Source organism: Rhodococcus sp. 14C212 (assembly GCF_011058195.1).
Taxonomy (GTDB): Bacteria; Actinomycetota; Actinomycetes; order Mycobacteriales; family Mycobacteriaceae; genus Rhodococcus; species Rhodococcus aetherivorans.
Window position 1 is genome coordinate 16,607 of the sequence record NZ_JAALEH010000067.1, and the last position, 15,099, is coordinate 31,705.

Consider the following 15,099-nt stretch of genomic DNA (forward strand, 5'->3'; position numbering starts at 1 on the left):
GCGTCGGACCCGCCACCCCGCGACCGGCCCCCGGCGCTCAGTTCTCGAACCGGTAGACCGCATAGGCGGTGCGGATGACCGGCTGCGCGACGTTGCGGACCCGCACGCCGCCCGGGGTCGTGCCGCGCTCGCACCCGGCGTGCGCGTGCCCGTGCACGGCCAGGTCCAGGTGGAACTCGTCGACCGGCTCGCCGAGGAGATACGACCCGAGGAACGGATAGATCTCGGCGGGTTCGCCGCGCAGGGTGTCGCTGATCGGCGAGTAGTGCAGCAGCCCGACGCGGACGTCGGCACCGTCGAGCTCCGCGACGGCGCTGCGGAACTTGTCGGCCAGTTCCACGGTGTGCCCGGCGAACTGCTTCATCTCCGGCTCACCGAACGCGCTCGCGCACTTGCCCGCGAAACCCCCGCCGAACCCCTTGGTCCCCGCCACGCCGAGCCGCGCCCCGTCCACCTCGAGGACGACCGACTCTCCCTCGAGCATGACGATGCCCCGGTCACGGAGCAGGTCGGTGATCTCGTCCGCGGCGTCGCTGTGGTAGTCGTGATTGCCGAGCACACCGACGACGGGCACCGGCAGGTCGCCGAACTCGTCCGCGACGACGCGCGCCTCCGCGACGGTGCCGTGCCGGGTGAGATCACCGGCGAGCAGCAGCACGTCGGCATGCTCGTGCAGGTGTTCGAGGGCGGGCCGCAGATGGCCGCGGGCATCCTCGGCCAGGTGTACGTCGCCGACAGCGGCAATCCTCATCGCAGTTCCTCCACCGAGGTTCCGGGGTCGCGCGAGTCGACCACGTGCACGTCGTTGTGGACGGTGACGTCCGGTAGCTGTTCCTGCACCACCACGGTCAGGGCGTCGCGGCGCGCGGCGCTGGCGACCTCGCCGGTCAGGTACACGTCGGTCCCGCGGATCGTGACGCGCACGCCCTGTTCGGCGGTGCGGGGATCCTCGGCCAGGGCGCGGTGCAGGTGCGCCACCACGTACTGCGGGTGATCCTGCTCCGGGTGTTCGTGACTCATCGCCGTACCTCCGAGCCGGGTTCGATGATGCCCAGGTCGGCGAGCAGGCCGAGGAAGGCGCGGGCGTACGGCGACGCCGCCGTGGCGGTGGCCACCTGGCCCCAGTCCACCTGCTCGCGCAGGGCGCGGGCGATGCGCAGCAGCGGCGCGAAGTCGCAGCGGTGCGCATCGAGCACGTTGAGCTTGTCGCTCATCAGGTCGGTACCGCTGATCACCGGCGCCGCGGTCGGGCCGATGCGCATCCACTGGGCGCGGGCGAGCATCGAATCGTCGACGTCCCGGTCGTTGGGCCGGAAGATCAGGTCCACGAGGTGCTCTCCCTCGTAGACCTTGCTGAGCCAGTTCTCGGGCGGATCGACGGGACGCATGCCGGCGGCGACGAGCGCCTCCCGCGCGGCGTCCACGTCCCGGGGGCGGACGAACAGGTCCACGTCGTGGTCGGACGCGGGCCCACCGCGCGCGTACACGGCGCAGCCACCGCCGACCGCGAACCGCACCCCGGCTTCGTTGAGGGTGTTCGCCGCCTTGGTCAGCACCTGCAGCAGCTGTTTCTCCTTGACCGACTCGTCCGGCGAACCCGCGACGTCGACCGTCGCGGGTTCGCCGGAGCTGTGAGGCTGTGCGTTGGTCATGGGTGGCGGGTACCCGCGCGCCGACGGCTCACACCTGACCGGGCACTCGTCCCGTCCCGAAGCCGAACCGCTCGGCGAGCTCGAGCCGAGTGGTGTCGGCGTCGGTGTGCAGCACGCCGGCGATGCCGATCCGCGCCGCCCCGTCGAGATTCTGCTGCAGGTCGTCGACCATCACGGCCTGCTCGGGAGCCACCCCCAGCCGCTCGCACGCGAGGGCGTAGATGCGGCGCGACGGCTTGCGGATGCCGAGCTCGGCGGAGATCACCACCTCGTCCGCGAGCGCCGCCAGGTCGAAGCCGGCATAGCAGTCCCGGCCGAAGGCGTTGGACACCAACGCGACCGGCACGCCGGCCGCCCGGAGGTCGTCGACGAGGGCCACCGTCCGGTCGTCGCGCCGCAGCCCGGCCTGCATCCGGGCGGCGAGTCCCTCCGCGGTCACGGCCGCGCCGTGGGCGCGCAACCGCTCGGCGAAGCCCTGCTCGAAATCCTCCGCGTCGATGCGTCCCGACTCGTGGTCGGCGAGCAGCGCGCGCGAGATCGGGTCGCCGCCGAGCAGCCGCAGCGGCAGTCCCGGATCGCCGAGCGCCGCGCCGAACTCCTCGAACGCGGCGAACACGCTCGTGGTGATCACCCCGCCGAAGTCGACCAGGACGGCGGTGCGGTCGGATGTGGTGGCAGCGAGGTTCATTCCGTCCGTCCTTCCACGCGTCCGGCGCCGACCGCGGCGGTGCGCTCGGTGTGGAACCGCACCATGCCCTCCTGCGCGACGGCGGCGACCAGTCGTCCGGACGTGTCGAAGATCTGCCCCTGGATCAGGGCGCGCCCCGAGTCGGACGACGGCGACACCTGATCGAACAGCAGCCACTCGTCCACCCGGAACGGCCGCAGGAACCACACGGCGTGATCGAGGGACGCCCCCTGGATCGGCCTGTCGGGATGCGGCAGGACGGCGATGTCGAGCAGCGCCATGTCGCTGCAGTACGTCAGGGCGCAGGCGTGCAGGACCGGGTCGTCGGGCAGGGGGGTGCGGTGCCGTATCCACAGCCGCCGGCGCGACGGCACGTCGGGCGTGGCCTCGTCTGCGGGTAGCCAGCGGCGCTCCCAGTCGTCCCATTCCGGGAAGTCGTACCACGCGGCCCACGGGCGACCGTTCTCCGCGATCTCGTCCGGTCCGGCCGTCGCCGGCATGGCCGCCTGATGGGTGTGCCCGTCGTCGCCGCGGTGGAACGAAGCGGTCAGGGTGAACACCGTCTCGCCGTCCTGGACCGCGGTGACGTACCGGGTGCGGAAGCTGCCGCCGTCCCGGACCGTGTCGACGAGATAGTCGGTGGGGTCGAGCGGCCGGCCGGGGCGCAGGAAGTGCCCGTGCACCGAGTGCACGCCGAACTCGGGCGGCACGGTCCGTGCCGCCGCGGCGAGCGCCTGACCGGCTACCTGGCCGCCGAAGGTGCGTTCCATCTCGGTCGGCACCGGGTCGGCGCGGAACGTCGCCGGGGCGATCTCGCGCAGGCCCAGGACCTCGTCGATGCTCGGCACGTGTTTCCCTCCTCGGGTCAGGACGACGCGACCCTGCGCATCTCGCGGCGCAGGATCTTCCCGCTGGTGGTCTTGGGCAGCTCGTCGAGGATCTCGACCGACCGCGGGGCCTTGTAGGTGGCCAGCCGGTCGCGGCACCACGCCACCAGCTCGTCGGGGGCGACGTCCCGGTCCGGGCGCAGGCTCACGAATGCGGCGACCGACTCGCCGCGGTAGGAGTCGGGCACGCCGACGACCGCGGCCTCGCGGACCGCCGGATGCCGGTAGAGCACGTCCTCCACCTCGCGGGGCCAGACCTTGAATCCCGAGGCATTGATCATGTCCTTCTTGCGGTCGACCACGTACACCCAGCCCTGGGCGTCCATGAAGCCGACGTCACCGGTCAGCAGCCGCCCGCCCGGAATGGATTCGGCGGTGGCCTCAGGCAGATTCCAGTAGGCGGGGACGACCATCGGCCCCTCGACGGCGATCTCCCCGACCTCGCCCGGTCCGAGGTCCTTGCCGTCCTCGTCGACGATGCGCACCGTCGCGGTGGGCAGCGGCAGGCCGATCGACAGGGTGCCCGAGTCCGGATCCACCGGCGCCTCGCGGCCGGCGGGCACGACGACACAGGGCGCGCTGGTCTCCGTCAGGCCGTAACCGTTGCGGATGTAGAGGCCGGTCCGCTCGCGGAAGCGCTCGACGATGGCCGGTGGCAGCGGCGCGCCACCGGAGTTGAGGGTCAGGAGCGACTCGAACGCGTCCGACGAGAACGACGGATGCGCCAGCAGCGCCATGTACGCGGTCGAGGGGCCGACCATGAACGCGGGCCGCTCCCGCTTCAGGACGTCGAGCACCACCCCGGCGTCGAAGCGGTAGGCCAGGACCAGCGGACCGGCCAGATCCACCGCCGTGAGCAGCTGCACGACCATCCCGGTGATGTGGAACAGCGGTGCGAGCGCGAAGATCGGCGAACCCGCCGGGATCTCGTCGTACAGGCGCAGCAGTACGCAGTTGACGGTGAGGTTGGCGTGGGTGTTGGTGGCGCCCTTGGGCAGTCCGCTCGTCCCGGAGGTGTAGGAGACGAGCGCGATGTCGTCGGGGACCAGGCCCGGATCGGGGACGGGGCGTCCCGCCCATTCGCGGGCGATCTCGAGCAGGTCGGGGACGCCCGGGGTCCGGCCGCGCTCGACCCCGGCGAAGAGCCGCTCGTCGTTCCAGGTCTGCAGGTCCAGTTCGCTCGCGGTCAGCGCGATCGTCACGCCCGCTCCGGCGGCCCGCTCCGCCACCCGGTCCGCCCACGCCTGCTCGCCGCACACGACGGCGACGACGCCGGCGTCGGTGAGGATGTGGTCGAGCTCGTCCTTGTACATCGGGTTCAGCGGCACCACCGCGCCGCCGGCCTTCCACGCCCCGAACAGCGCGAGGACGAACTGCGGCACGTTCTGCAGGTACACGGCCAGCCGGTCGCCCCTGCGGAAGCCGTGCTCGAGCAGGTAGGCCGCCACGCCGTCGGTCAGCTCGTCGACCTCCCGATAGGTCAGCGTCGCACCGAGATACGTGATCGCCGGCCCGTCCGGCGCGGTGGCGACGGCGTCGGCGAACACCTCGAGCGTGGTCCGTCGCGGGACGGGTCCGACCTCGGCCACGCGGGGATCGTACCGGTCCATCCAGGGCCTGTCGTCGTACCAGCTCATCGTGGCGGCACCTGTCCTTCCGTGTGTTGTTGCGGCGCAATCGTTTCGGTCACGAGACCGGCAGGCCGACGAGTTCCGCCAGCCGGGCGCGGTGCCGGGACGGGACGCCGAGCGCGAGTTGATCGGCCTTGGCCCGCTTGAGGTAGAGATGCGCCGGATATTCCCAGGTCATTCCGATGCCGCCGTGCAACTGGATGCACTCCTCGGCGGCGTGGACGGCGACGTCGCTGCAGTACGACTGGGCGACGGCCGCCGCGATCGCGGTGTCGTCGTCGCCGCGTGCGTACGCGTCGGCCGCGTACCGGGCGGCCGACAGCGCCGCGCCCACCTCGAGCCACAGATCGGCGAGCCGGTGCTTGATCGCCTGGTACGAGCCGACGGCGCGACCGAACTGGCGGCGCTCCTTGACGTAGGCGACCGTGGTCTCGAGGCACCACTGGGCCACCCCGAGCTGCTCGGAGGCGAGCAGCACCGCCCCGCACCGCAACGCCTCGGTCACCGCGGCGGCCGCGTCGCCGCCGTCGACGCGGGTGGAGGCGGCCCCGGCGAACTCGACGTCGGCGATCGGCCGGGTCATGTCCAGCGACAGCACCGGGGTCACCGTGACGCCGGGGGCGTCCGACCGGACGGTGTGCAGTTCCAGGCCGTCCGGCCCCGCGACGGGGACGACGAGCACGTCGGCCTCGTGTGCCCCGGCGACGCTGGTGACCCGTCCGGTCATGCCGTCGCCGGTGCGACACACCCCGGTGAGCGCGGCGTCCGGCGCCGTCGACAGCGGCACGACGAGGGCGCCGGTCGCGGCGCCCTCCGCCAGGTCCGGCACGGTCCCGGTGTCGCCGGCGCGCAGCAGCGCGACGGTCGCGAGCACCGCGCTCGACAGGTACGGCACTGGCGCGGCGGCCCGGCCGATCTCCTCCATGACGACCGCGGCCTCGCGGGTGCTCGCGCCGGCGCCGCCGAGCGACTCGGGCACCAGCAGGCCGGCCAGCCCGAGTTCGACGGCCACGGTCTTCCACACACCCGAGAAGTCGGCGGGCGCGGCGTCGTACGCACTCAGCACGACGGACGCAGGGCAGCGCTCGGTGAGCATGCGACGGACGCTGTCGCGCAGGGCGTCCTCGGTGTCGGAGTACAGCAGATCGGTCATCGAGCCAGGTCCTTCCACGGAATCTCCTTGTCCACACGGTGTTCCGGCGGCAGCCCGAGCACCCGCTCGGCGACGACGTTGCGCAGGATCTCCGACGTGCCACCCTCGATCGAGTTGCCCTTGGCGCGCAGGTAGCGGTATCCGGGTTCGCGGCCGGTGAAGTCCACCGATTCGGGCCGGCGCAGGGTCCAGTCGTCGTAGCGCAGGCCCTGCTCGCCGTGCAGTTCCACCTCGAAGCCGGAGACCGTCTGGGCGAGGCGGGCGAACGCGAGTTTCATGCCGGAGCCTTCCGGGCCGGGCTGGCCCGCGGCGAGCTGCTGGCGCAGGCGTTCGCCGGTCAACCGGGTCACCTCCGCCTCGACCCACAGCCGCATCAGCTCGTCGTGCCGCGCCGGGTCGCGCACCTCGGGACGCTCGCGCCAGGCCGTCGTGACCTTGCCGATCATGCCGCCCTCGCGGGGCGCGCCGGAGCCGATTGCGACGCGTTCGTTGTTGAGGGTGGTGGTGGCGACGCGCCAGCCCTGCCCCTCGTCGCCGAGCCGGTTGGCGTCGGGCACCCGCACTCCGGTGAGGAACACCTCGTTGAACTCGGCCTCGCCGGTGATCTGCCGCAGGGGCCGCACGTCGACGCCCGGATCGCTCATATCGAGCAGGAAGTACGTCAACCCTGCGTGCTTGGGCACGGCCGGGTCGGTGCGGGCCACCAGGATCGCCATCTGCGCGTTCTGCGCGCCCGAGGTCCACACCTTCTGGCCGTCGACGATCCAGTCGTCGCCGTCGCGGACCGCGCGGGTCGCGACGGCGGCCAGGTCGGAGCCGGCGCCGGGCTCGCTGAACAACTGGCAGTAGATGTGCCGTCCGGTGTAGAGGGGGCGCAGGAACCGGCGCTTCTGCTCCTCGGTGCCGAACGCCGCGATGGTGGGCGCGGCCATGCCCAGGCCGATGCCGTTGCGGCCGGCGGCGGGCCGGGGCGCTCCGGCGGCGGCCAGTTCGGCCTCGACCTGCGCCTGGTGGGTCTGCGACAAACCGAGTCCGCCGTGCCCCGGCGGGAAGTGCACCCAGGCGAGACCGGCGTCGAACCGTGCGCCGAGGAAGTCCTCGGGCCGGGTTGTGCTCGGATCATGTTCGGACAGAAGTGTCTTCACACGCGCGGAGAGGTCGCGTGCGGTCGTCTGCTCGTCGGGGGACATCGTCGTCTCCTGCGTGTCGAGGGTGGTGGGGCGTCAGATGCCGGCGTCGTCGGCGATCTCGCGGGCCTTGTGGACCAGGGCGTCGATGCGTTCGATCGTGGGAGTGCCGGCCGCGGCCTTGTTCTGCGGTTCGTCGAGGGCGCGGCGCATCACGCCCTCCGCGATCACCGCCACCTTCCACAGCCCCAGCGCGTGCCAGAACTTCAGCGCCGCCGGGTCGCGGCCCGTCTCGTCCAGGTAGACAGCGGCGAGCTCGGCGCGGCTCGGGAAGCCCTCGAGGGTGGAGGCGGGGAAGTCGCCGCCGGTGTCCTCCCCCGGCTCGGGCCAGTACGCGAACAGCGACCCGACGTCGGCGAGGGGGTCGCCGACGGTGGACAGCTCCCAGTCCAGCGCGGCGACGACGTCACCGCCGTCGTACGAGGTGATGACGTTGCGCAGGTGGAAATCACCGTGCACCAAGGTGATCTCGTGCTGCGGCGGCACTGCGGCCAGGAGCCGGCGGGTCAGGTCGTCGAGTTCGGGCAGCTCGCGGGTCTTCGACTTCTCCCACTGTCCGGCCCAACGGTGCAGCTGCCGCTGGGCATACGGCTTGGGGCGGGCGAGGGCGTCGAGCCCCGTGCGTTCGAGGTCCACGGCATGGATCCGGCCGAGCGTCCGCGCGAGCGACAGCCCGATCCGGCGGCGGCGCTCCGGCGTCAGGGATTCGGCGACGGACATCCGGTCCACCACCTGTCCGTCGACGAACTCCATGAGCACCAGCGGCACGTCACTGAAGGCCGGATCGTCGGTGAGCCCGAACACCTTCGGCGTCGGCACGTCGGTGCCCTCGAGCGCGGAGAGGATGCGGGCCTCGCGCGCGACGTCGTGCGCGGACGCCAGCAGGTGCCCGAGCGGCGGTCGCCGCAGCACCCACCGACGACCGTCGCCGTCCTGCACCAGGTAGGTCAGGTTCGACTGTCCGAGCCCGATGCGGTCGAAGGTCAGCGGCGCGGTGTGCTCGATGCCGAGGTCACCGAACCAGTGCAGGATCGCGTCCGGGTCGATGCCGACGGTTTCACGCAGGGGCATGGGCACTCCCGGGCAGGGCGGCGAACTCGGGAGCGCGCCGCTCGAGGTGGCTGGCGACGCCCTCCGCGACGTCGGGACCGCGGAAGGCCTCGAGCATCAGGAGGTCCGCGGCGGCGAGTGCGTCCGGGTAGGACCGGTCGGCGTCGTCGCGCAACTGCCGCTTGATCGTCGCCATCGACCGCGGCGAGCAGTGCGCGGCGAGGTCGGTCGCGTAGGCGACGGCGGCGTCGACGACGTCGCCGGTGGTGACGAGACGGTCGAGCAGGCCGATCCGGTGGGCCTCGTCCGCGTCGACCATACGGCTCGACAGGAGCAGGTCCGTGGCGCGGCTGTGGCCCACGAGGCGGGGCAGCAGCCAGCTGATGCCGTACTCGGCGATGAGCCCGCGGCGCGCGAACGCGGTGGTGAACCGGGCGGTCGGGTCGCCGAAGCGGACGTCGCAGTAGAGAGCCTCGACCAGGCCGAGTCCCGCGACGGGGCCGCGGATCGCGGCGACGAGCGGTTTGCGGACCCGCAGCGGGAAGTCGCGCGGGCGCGGCCGCACCAGGTCGTCGTCCGACGCGTCGGCGACGTGGCGCAGGTCGTCGAGGTCGGCGCCGGAGCAGAATCCGCGGCCGGCACCGGTGACGACGACGGCCCGCACCCGCGGGTCGTCGTCGGCCTCGGCGAGCAGGTCGAAGTAGCGGTCCTCGAGGGCATTGCTCCAGGCGTTGAGCTTGGCCGGCCGGTTCAGGGTGAGCAGGGCGACGGGTCCGCGCCGCTCGGTCAGGACCAGGTCGTCGGTGGTGGCCACGCCGCGGGTCGTCGCGGCGGGTGCGTCGGTCATCCGGGTGCTCCTTCACAGCAGGGAGTCACGTAACTTGACGTCAGATTCAAGTTGCTGAGCGCTTGCATAGTTTGCGCCCGCGACGGTGTGATGTCAATCGCTCGGGGCGTCCGGTGTGACCGGGGACAGGCGCCCGGTGTGACCGGGGACGGCGGGACCGGTCAGGGCTCGACGGTGCACCGGGGCGCATGGACGGCCAGCACCGCCGTGTCGTCCTCCACCCCGGTACCGAGGGTGTCGAGAAGGCCCCGGACGGCGGCGACGGCCCCCGCGGCGGTGACCGGACCCAGCGTCCGGGCGAAGTCGAGCAGAGCCTGCTCGCCGAAGCGCTCGTCGGAGTCCGGTGCGGTGCGGGCCTCGGTGAGGCCGTCGGTGTAGAGCACCAGGGTGTCGCCGGGATCCAGGCGGACGACGGCGGTGGCGATGTGGGCCTGCGGCAGCACGCCGATGAGCTGGCCGCCGGGGATCGGCACGTAGTCGGCGCTACCGTCGCCGCGCAGCAGCAGGGCCGGCGGGTGCCCGCCGGCGGCCAGGGTGACGCGGAAGCTGCCCGGGGCGGCATCGGGAGTGAGCAACCCGAACACGACGGTGCAGAACCGTGGGTCGTGCGTGCGGTACCGCTGGACGAGGACGGTGTTGAGGTTGGCCAGAACCGCGGCCGGACCGGGGGCGTAGACGGCCGCGGCACGCAGGGTGTAACGAGCCACGGAGGTCATCACCGCGGCGGGAGCGCCTTTGCCGCATACGTCGCCGAGGAACAGCCCCCAGGTCTGCGCGCCGACCGGGAACAGGTCGTAGAAGTCGCCGCCGACCTCGTCCGGGGAGGCGATGTGATAGTGCGCGGCGCTGTCGAGGCCGGGTACGTCGGGCAGGTCCGGCGGCAGCAACGTCGCCTGGAGGGTGCGGGTCAGCCGCTGCAGGCGTTCACGTTCGTCCTCCGCCTCCCGGCGAGCACGCAGCAGCTCGGTCTCGTAGGCGCGGCGTTCCCGGGCGTCGAACACGGTGGTGCGGATCAGCAGCGGCCGCCCGTCGCTGTCGTACCCGGCCACCGAGGTGACCAGGACGGGCAGGCGGACGCCGTCGGCCGCCTGCAATTCCAGGGCGATGCCGCTGATCTCGCCCTGCATGCGCAGGAGCGGGGCGAAGTGGGTCTCGTGGTAGAGCCGGCCGCCCACGGTGAGCAGGTCGGAGAAGTACCGGCGGCCCACCAGGTCGTCGCGCCGGAGTCCCAGCCACCCCAGCAGGGTTGCGTTGACCTTCACGATCCGCCCGTCCGGCAGGGTGGACAGGTAGCCGCAAGGCGCGTTCTCGTAGAGGCTCTCGGCGCTGTCCTCCGTCAGCACGGCCGCCATCCCCCGGGCGTCACCCGCGTGCTCGCCGTCGTCGCCCGGGTTCCGGCCGTCGTCCGTGTCCCCGGTCGTGATCCTCACCCGACCCGGCCGGCGAAGGCGGCGATCGTGGCCGCAGTCTCCTCCGGTGCGCTGAGCTGCGGACAGTGACCCGTGGCGTCCAACGTGACCAGCCGGCTCCCGGGAATCTGCGCGTGGACGAAGGCACCCACCTCCGGCGGGGCGATCGCGTCGCGCGCGCACTGGGCCACCAGGGTGGGAACGGTCACGTTCGCGAGGTCCGCACGGTTGTCGGACAGGAAGGTCACGCGGGCGAAGACCCGGGCGATGGCCGGGTCGGTGCGGCAGAAGGCGTTGGTCAGCTCCTCGCCCAGCTCGGGACGCTCCGGATTACCCATGATGACCGGCGCCATCGCGCCCGACCAGCCCAGGTAGTTCGCCTCGAGCGACTCCAGCAACTCCTCGATGTCCCCGGCACCGAACCCGCCCCGGTACCCGGCGGCCGGATCGTCGACGAAGCACGGCGACGGGGCCAGCAGCACCAGTCCGGCGAACGCGCCGGGTTCACGCCCCGCGGCCAGCACCCCCATCATCGCGCTCACCGAGTGCCCGACGAAGACGACCGGCCCGAGATCCAGCGCACGGCAGACCTGCAGCACGTCGTCGGTATAACCGTCCAGATCCGAGTACCGCTCCCGGCTCCACGCCGACAGATCCGATCGCCCCGCCCCGACGTGGTCGAACAGCACCACGGTGAAGTCGCGCTCCAACGCCGGCACCACCAGCCGCCACAGGTTCTGGTCGCATCCGAACCCGTGGGCCAGCACCACGACGGGCGCACCGGCCCGGCCGGTCACCCGTACGTGGTTTCTGGTGAGCACATTCACGGGCCTCATACTCGCACGGTCGGCCCCGTATCCCGCCGGCTGTGGACGGTGCCCCGAATTTCCCGGTGGTCCGGCCCGGCACGCACCGATCGGTGCGCGAGGCGAGTAAGCATGAAGGATCCGCACCGGATTCGTACGAGCAGAGAGGGCGCGATGGCTCAGGGGAACGCCGCGAGCGAGCCGATCGGTCTCGACGCAGCGCGCGTCACCGCCTGGTTCGTCGAGCACCTCCCGGACGTCGCACCACCGCTGCACTTCGAACTGATCACCGGAGGACGGTCCAACCTCACCTACCGGGTCCGTGACGAAGCGGGGACGCGTGGGGTCCTGCGCCGGCCGCCGATCGGGGAGTTGCTCTCCTCCGCCCACGACGTCGTGCGAGAGTGGCGCATCCTCGACCTGCTCGCCGGTGGTCCGGTGCCGGTGCCGCCGGTGCTGGGCTGCTGCACCGACCGGTCGGTGACGGGGGCGGACTTCTACGTCATGGAGCACGTCGACGGCGTCGTCCTCGACGATGCCGAGACGGTCGCCGCGCTCCCCCGGCAGAACCGAACGGCCGCCTCCCGCAGCATCGTGGACACCCTCGCGGTGATCCACGCGGTGGACACCACGACCGGACCGCTGGCGCAACTGCGCAGACCGGGCAGCTACCTCGAGCGCCAGTTGCGGCGCTGGAGCCGTCAGCTCACCGCCGGCGGTGTCGGTCCCGGTCCTGTGTGGGATGTGCACGAGCTCCTGACCCGGACGCTGCCCGCCGAACGGTGGACCGGGTTGGTGCACGGCGATTTCCGGCCGGGCAACCTGCTGATCGGGACCGACGGGCAGGTGCGGGCGGTTCTGGACTGGGAGCTGTGGACCATCGGCGATGTCATGGCCGACCTCGGGTGGCTCACCGCCACCTGGGCGTCGGCCGACGTGCTCGGCTGGGCGCCCGATCCCGCCGACGGCTTCCTCGACGTCGACACGGTCGCCTCCCGGTATGCCGACACGACCGGGCGTGACCTCGACGACCTGCGCTATCACCAGGCCTTCGCGTTGTGGAAGCTCGCAGCCATCGCGGAGGGTGTGGCGGCGAGGTTCCGCGCCGGAGCGATGGGCGATCAGGATATCGACATCGACGCCCTCGCACAGCGTCCGGCCCAGCTGGCCGAGATGGCCCGCGAGGCCCTCGCCGGACGGTCCTAGCCCGTTCGCCGGGGGCGGTGGCGCAGCAACTGGGTGAGCCGGTGCGCCTGCCGGAGCAGCAGTTCCCCGAGTTCGGGGCGGCGGTCGTCGCGGAAGCGGCTCTCCACCCCGGTGATGCTCAGCGCCCAGGCCGGCGCGCCCCGATGGTCGAAGACGGCGGCGCCCATCCCCCAGCTTCCCTCCACGAGCAGGGCGGGATTGGTGGAGTAGCCGGCCAGGCGCGTCGCGGCGATCCGTTCCTCGACGGCCTGCCGACCGTGGTCGGGCCCCCACCCTGTGGTCAGGTCGGTGCGGGACAGGTACTCGTCGATGTCGCGGTCGGACAGGTGGGACAGGATGACGAGCCCCGCGGACGCGACACCCAGGGGCAGCCGGATACCGACGTGGAGGACGTGCGAGCGCAGCGGGAAGCTGCCCTCCTCGCTGGCGAGGCACACGGTCTCGTCCCCGCGCCGGGCGGACAGGAAGGCGCTCTCGCCGGTCTCCCGCGCGAGGTCGCGCAGGATGTCGCGGGCGAGGTCGGTGATGTCGTACCGGCCGGCCGCCAGCGAGCCGAGCAGGTACAGCTCGGGACCCAGCGACCATCGACCGGTCTTCGGGTCGCGGTCGACGAGGCCCTCGTCGGTGAGCGAGGTCAGCAAGCGGTGCGCGGTCGGGCGCGCGAGGTTCGTCGCCCGGGCCAGATCCGAGGTCGACGAGCCGACGGGCTCGTGCCCGGCGATCGCGCGCAGCAGCGCGCTGACGCGGCCGATCACGTGGGGTCTCTGCGCCTCCTCCATGAAACGAGGATACGTCCACTCAGTGAACGATGCCGAAATCGGCGTTCCGATGGGCGAGCAATCTCGAATGCGCCGCTTGCAAGGCCTTGAAATCGGCAAACACAGAGCATGTAGTGGTACTCGACCGATGCGTCATCGTCCATTGAATGAACGCATCCTGTACCAGGGTCCGGAGGGACCGAAGTCTCGAGAAGGGGTCTGTGATGGGAACGAAAGTGTTCGACACGCCCGCGGCCGCCGTCGCGGACGTGTCCGACGGCGCGACGATCGCCGTCGGCGGGTTCGGGTTGTGCGGCATCCCCGACGCCCTGATCCGCGCGCTGGTCGAATCGGGCGTCGGCGACCTGGAGGTGTTCTCCAACAACTGCGGCGTCGACGACCACGGCCTGGGCCTGCTGCTGAACGGACGCCAGATCCGCCGGGTCACCGCCTCCTACGTCGGGGAGAACAAGGAGTTCGCCCGCCAGTACCTCGCCGGCGAGCTCGAGGTCGAACTCACCCCGCAGGGCACCCTCGCCGAGCGGCTGCGCGCCGGCGGCGCCGGCATCCCCGCGTTCTTCACCCCCGCGGGTGTCGGCACCCCGGTCGCGGACGGCGGACTGCCGTGGCGGTACCACGTCGACGGCTCGGTGGCCGTGGCCTCCCCGCCCAAGGAGACCCGGGCCTTCGGCGACAAGCGGTACGTGATGGAGGAGGGCATCACCGCCGACTTCGCGCTGGTGCACGCGCTCAAGGGCGACACCGCCGGCAACCTGCTCTTCGACAAGACGGCGATGAACTTCAACCCGCTGGCCGCGATGGCCGGCAAGGTCACGATCGCGCAGGTCGAGGAACTCGTCGAGCCCGGCGAGCTCGATCCCGCGCAGGTGCACCTGCCGGGAATCTTCGTGCAGCGCATCGTCGAAACCGGTCCGCAGGACAAGCGGATCGAGAAGCGGACAGTCCAGGCAACGGAAGGGGCGGCACGATGACCGGCACCAAGGGATGGACCCGAGACCAGATGGCGGCCCGCGCGGCCGCGGAGATGATCGACGGCGAGTACGTCAACCTGGGCATCGGGCTGCCGACGCTCATCCCCGGCCACCTTCCCCCGGACGTGCAGGTGACGCTGCACTCGGAGAACGGCATCCTCGGCACCGGCCCGTACCCGACCGAGGAGAACGTCGACCCGGACCTGATCAACGCGGGCAAGGAGACGGTCACCGTCAATCCCGGTGCCGCATTCTTCGATTCGGCGTTGTCTTTCGGCATGATCCGCGGCGGGCACATCGACACCGCCGTTCTCGGCGGCATGCAGGTCTCCCGGACCGGCGACCTGGCCAACTGGATGGTCCCCGGCAAGATGGTCAAGGGCATGGGCGGCGCCATGGACCTGGTGCACGGCGCCAGCCGCGTCATCGTGGTCATGGAACACACCGACCGCGAGGGCAATTCGAAGATCGTCGACACGTGCTCCCTGCCCCTCACCGGCCAGGGCGTCGTCGACCGGATCATCACCGACCTCGCGGTGATCGACGTCGTGGGCGACGGGACCCTCGCGCTGCGCGAGCTCGCTCCGGGCGTCACCGTCGACGAGGTCCTCGCGGCCACCGCGGCCCCGCTCGAGCTCCGCATCGACGAACTCGTCTGAGATACGTAGTCGAACACCACTGCCCGACAACAAGATCGGAGACCCCATCGTGACCAGTTCTGTCATCGTTGCCGGAGCCCGGACCCCGATGGGGCGTCTGCAGGGCGCCCTGAAGGACTTCTCCGGCTCGGACCTCGGCGGGGTCGCCATCGCCGGTGCCCTCGCCAAGGCCGG

The 15,099-nt window shown here is 71.8% G+C and carries 16 protein-coding genes; 3 read left to right on the plus strand and 13 right to left on the minus strand.

The features are described from left to right. Positions 1 to 37 precede the first annotated feature (37 nt). The 12 genes from G6038_RS22630 to G6038_RS22680 all read right to left on the minus strand — a co-directional run bounded on the left by G6038_RS22630 (position 38) and on the right by G6038_RS22680 (position 11,331). Positions 38 to 751, minus strand: a complete 714-nt coding sequence (locus G6038_RS22630) for a metallophosphoesterase (RefSeq protein ID WP_165039994.1) — start codon at positions 749 to 751, stop codon at positions 38 to 40. Next, the gene (locus tag G6038_RS31540) at positions 748 to 1,020 is read right to left on the minus strand and encodes a BON domain-containing protein (RefSeq protein WP_006942889.1); all 273 of its coding nucleotides are present in this window, start codon (positions 1,018 to 1,020) and stop codon (positions 748 to 750) included. The genes G6038_RS22630 and G6038_RS31540 overlap by 4 nt, the downstream gene beginning before the upstream one ends. Continuing rightward, on the minus strand, positions 1,017 to 1,652 hold the full coding sequence (locus G6038_RS31545; protein WP_240918667.1) for a nucleotidyltransferase: 636 nt from the start codon (positions 1,650 to 1,652) through the stop codon (positions 1,017 to 1,019). The genes G6038_RS31540 and G6038_RS31545 overlap by 4 nt, the downstream gene beginning before the upstream one ends. A gap of 28 nt (positions 1,653 to 1,680) precedes the next feature. Beyond that, positions 1,681 to 2,340, minus strand: a complete 660-nt coding sequence (locus G6038_RS22640) for an HAD family phosphatase (protein WP_165039995.1) — start codon at positions 2,338 to 2,340, stop codon at positions 1,681 to 1,683. Next, complete coding sequence (locus G6038_RS22645) at positions 2,337 to 3,188, minus strand: acyl-CoA thioesterase II (RefSeq protein WP_165039996.1); 852 nt, start codon at positions 3,186 to 3,188, stop codon at positions 2,337 to 2,339. The genes G6038_RS22640 and G6038_RS22645 overlap by 4 nt, the downstream gene beginning before the upstream one ends. A 17-nt stretch (positions 3,189 to 3,205) precedes the next feature. Then, positions 3,206 to 4,864 (minus strand): AMP-binding protein, encoded by a 1,659-nt coding sequence (locus tag G6038_RS22650; protein ID WP_165039997.1) that lies wholly within the window; start codon positions 4,862 to 4,864, stop codon positions 3,206 to 3,208. A gap of 49 nt (positions 4,865 to 4,913) precedes the next feature. Then, positions 4,914 to 6,011, minus strand: a complete 1,098-nt coding sequence (locus tag G6038_RS22655; protein ID WP_165039998.1) for an acyl-CoA dehydrogenase family protein — start codon at positions 6,009 to 6,011, stop codon at positions 4,914 to 4,916. After that, complete coding sequence (locus G6038_RS22660) at positions 6,008 to 7,201, minus strand: acyl-CoA dehydrogenase family protein (protein ID WP_165039999.1); 1,194 nt, start codon at positions 7,199 to 7,201, stop codon at positions 6,008 to 6,010. The genes G6038_RS22655 and G6038_RS22660 overlap by 4 nt, the downstream gene beginning before the upstream one ends. 33 nt (positions 7,202 to 7,234) lie before the next feature. After that, positions 7,235 to 8,269: a phosphotransferase family protein gene (locus G6038_RS22665; RefSeq protein ID WP_165040000.1), complete on the minus strand. Its 1,035-nt coding sequence runs from the start codon at positions 8,267 to 8,269 to the stop codon at positions 7,235 to 7,237. Beyond that, positions 8,256 to 9,095, minus strand: a complete 840-nt coding sequence (locus tag G6038_RS22670) for an enoyl-CoA hydratase-related protein (protein ID WP_165040001.1) — start codon at positions 9,093 to 9,095, stop codon at positions 8,256 to 8,258. Before G6038_RS22670 ends, G6038_RS22665 begins: the two co-directional genes overlap by 14 nt. Before the next feature lie 161 nt (positions 9,096 to 9,256). Beyond that, entirely contained in the window at positions 9,257 to 10,447 is a 1,191-nt protein-coding gene (locus tag G6038_RS22675; RefSeq protein ID WP_165040007.1) for a SpoIIE family protein phosphatase, read from the minus strand. Between the two features lie 74 nt (positions 10,448 to 10,521). Beyond that, complete coding sequence (locus G6038_RS22680) at positions 10,522 to 11,331, minus strand: alpha/beta hydrolase (RefSeq protein ID WP_165040008.1); 810 nt, start codon at positions 11,329 to 11,331, stop codon at positions 10,522 to 10,524. A gap of 153 nt (positions 11,332 to 11,484) precedes the next feature. Between G6038_RS22680 and G6038_RS22685 the strand changes: the two genes are divergently transcribed. Next, a complete protein-coding gene (locus G6038_RS22685) occupies positions 11,485 to 12,516 on the plus strand; it encodes a phosphotransferase family protein (protein ID WP_165040002.1) in 1,032 nt (343 codons plus the stop codon). Here G6038_RS22685 and G6038_RS22690 read toward each other — a convergent pair. Next, a complete protein-coding gene (locus G6038_RS22690; protein WP_165040003.1) occupies positions 12,513 to 13,295 on the minus strand; it encodes an IclR family transcriptional regulator in 783 nt (260 codons plus the stop codon). The genes G6038_RS22685 and G6038_RS22690 overlap by 4 nt on opposite strands. A gap of 203 nt (positions 13,296 to 13,498) precedes the next feature. Here G6038_RS22690 and G6038_RS22695 point away from each other — a divergent pair, with 203 nt between their 5' ends. Continuing rightward, the gene (locus tag G6038_RS22695; RefSeq protein WP_165040004.1) at positions 13,499 to 14,266 is read left to right on the plus strand and encodes a CoA transferase subunit A; all 768 of its coding nucleotides are present in this window, start codon (positions 13,499 to 13,501) and stop codon (positions 14,264 to 14,266) included. Beyond that, on the plus strand, positions 14,263 to 14,925 hold the full coding sequence (locus G6038_RS22700) for a CoA transferase subunit B (protein WP_100057672.1): 663 nt from the start codon (positions 14,263 to 14,265) through the stop codon (positions 14,923 to 14,925). Before G6038_RS22695 ends, G6038_RS22700 begins: the two co-directional genes overlap by 4 nt. Positions 14,926 to 15,099 lie beyond the last annotated feature (174 nt).

Bases quoted from the DNA above. Each gene is read 5' to 3' on its own strand.
- G6038_RS22630 (WP_165039994.1), bottom strand. From the start codon at position 751: ATGAGGATTGCCGCTGTCGGCGACGTACACCTGGCCGAGGATGCCCGC.
- G6038_RS31540 (WP_006942889.1), bottom strand. From the start codon at position 1,020: ATGAGTCACGAACACCCGGAGCAGGATCACCCGCAGTACGTGGTGGCG.
- G6038_RS31545 (WP_240918667.1), bottom strand. From the start codon at position 1,652: ATGACCAACGCACAGCCTCACAGCTCCGGCGAACCCGCGACGGTCGAC.
- G6038_RS22640 (WP_165039995.1), bottom strand. From the start codon at position 2,340: ATGAACCTCGCTGCCACCACATCCGACCGCACCGCCGTCCTGGTCGAC.
- G6038_RS22650 (WP_165039997.1), bottom strand. From the start codon at position 4,864: ATGAGCTGGTACGACGACAGGCCCTGGATGGACCGGTACGATCCCCGC.
- G6038_RS22655 (WP_165039998.1), bottom strand. From the start codon at position 6,011: ATGACCGATCTGCTGTACTCCGACACCGAGGACGCCCTGCGCGACAGC.
- G6038_RS22660 (WP_165039999.1), bottom strand. From the start codon at position 7,201: ATGTCCCCCGACGAGCAGACGACCGCACGCGACCTCTCCGCGCGTGTG.
- G6038_RS22665 (WP_165040000.1), bottom strand. From the start codon at position 8,269: ATGCCCCTGCGTGAAACCGTCGGCATCGACCCGGACGCGATCCTGCAC.
- G6038_RS22670 (WP_165040001.1), bottom strand. From the start codon at position 9,095: ATGACCGACGCACCCGCCGCGACGACCCGCGGCGTGGCCACCACCGAC.
- G6038_RS22675 (WP_165040007.1), bottom strand. From the start codon at position 10,447: ATGGCGGCCGTGCTGACGGAGGACAGCGCCGAGAGCCTCTACGAGAAC.
- G6038_RS22685 (WP_165040002.1), top strand. From the start codon at position 11,485: ATGGCTCAGGGGAACGCCGCGAGCGAGCCGATCGGTCTCGACGCAGCG.
- G6038_RS22690 (WP_165040003.1), bottom strand. From the start codon at position 13,295: ATGGAGGAGGCGCAGAGACCCCACGTGATCGGCCGCGTCAGCGCGCTG.
- G6038_RS22695 (WP_165040004.1), top strand. From the start codon at position 13,499: ATGGGAACGAAAGTGTTCGACACGCCCGCGGCCGCCGTCGCGGACGTG.
- G6038_RS22700 (WP_100057672.1), top strand. From the start codon at position 14,263: ATGACCGGCACCAAGGGATGGACCCGAGACCAGATGGCGGCCCGCGCG.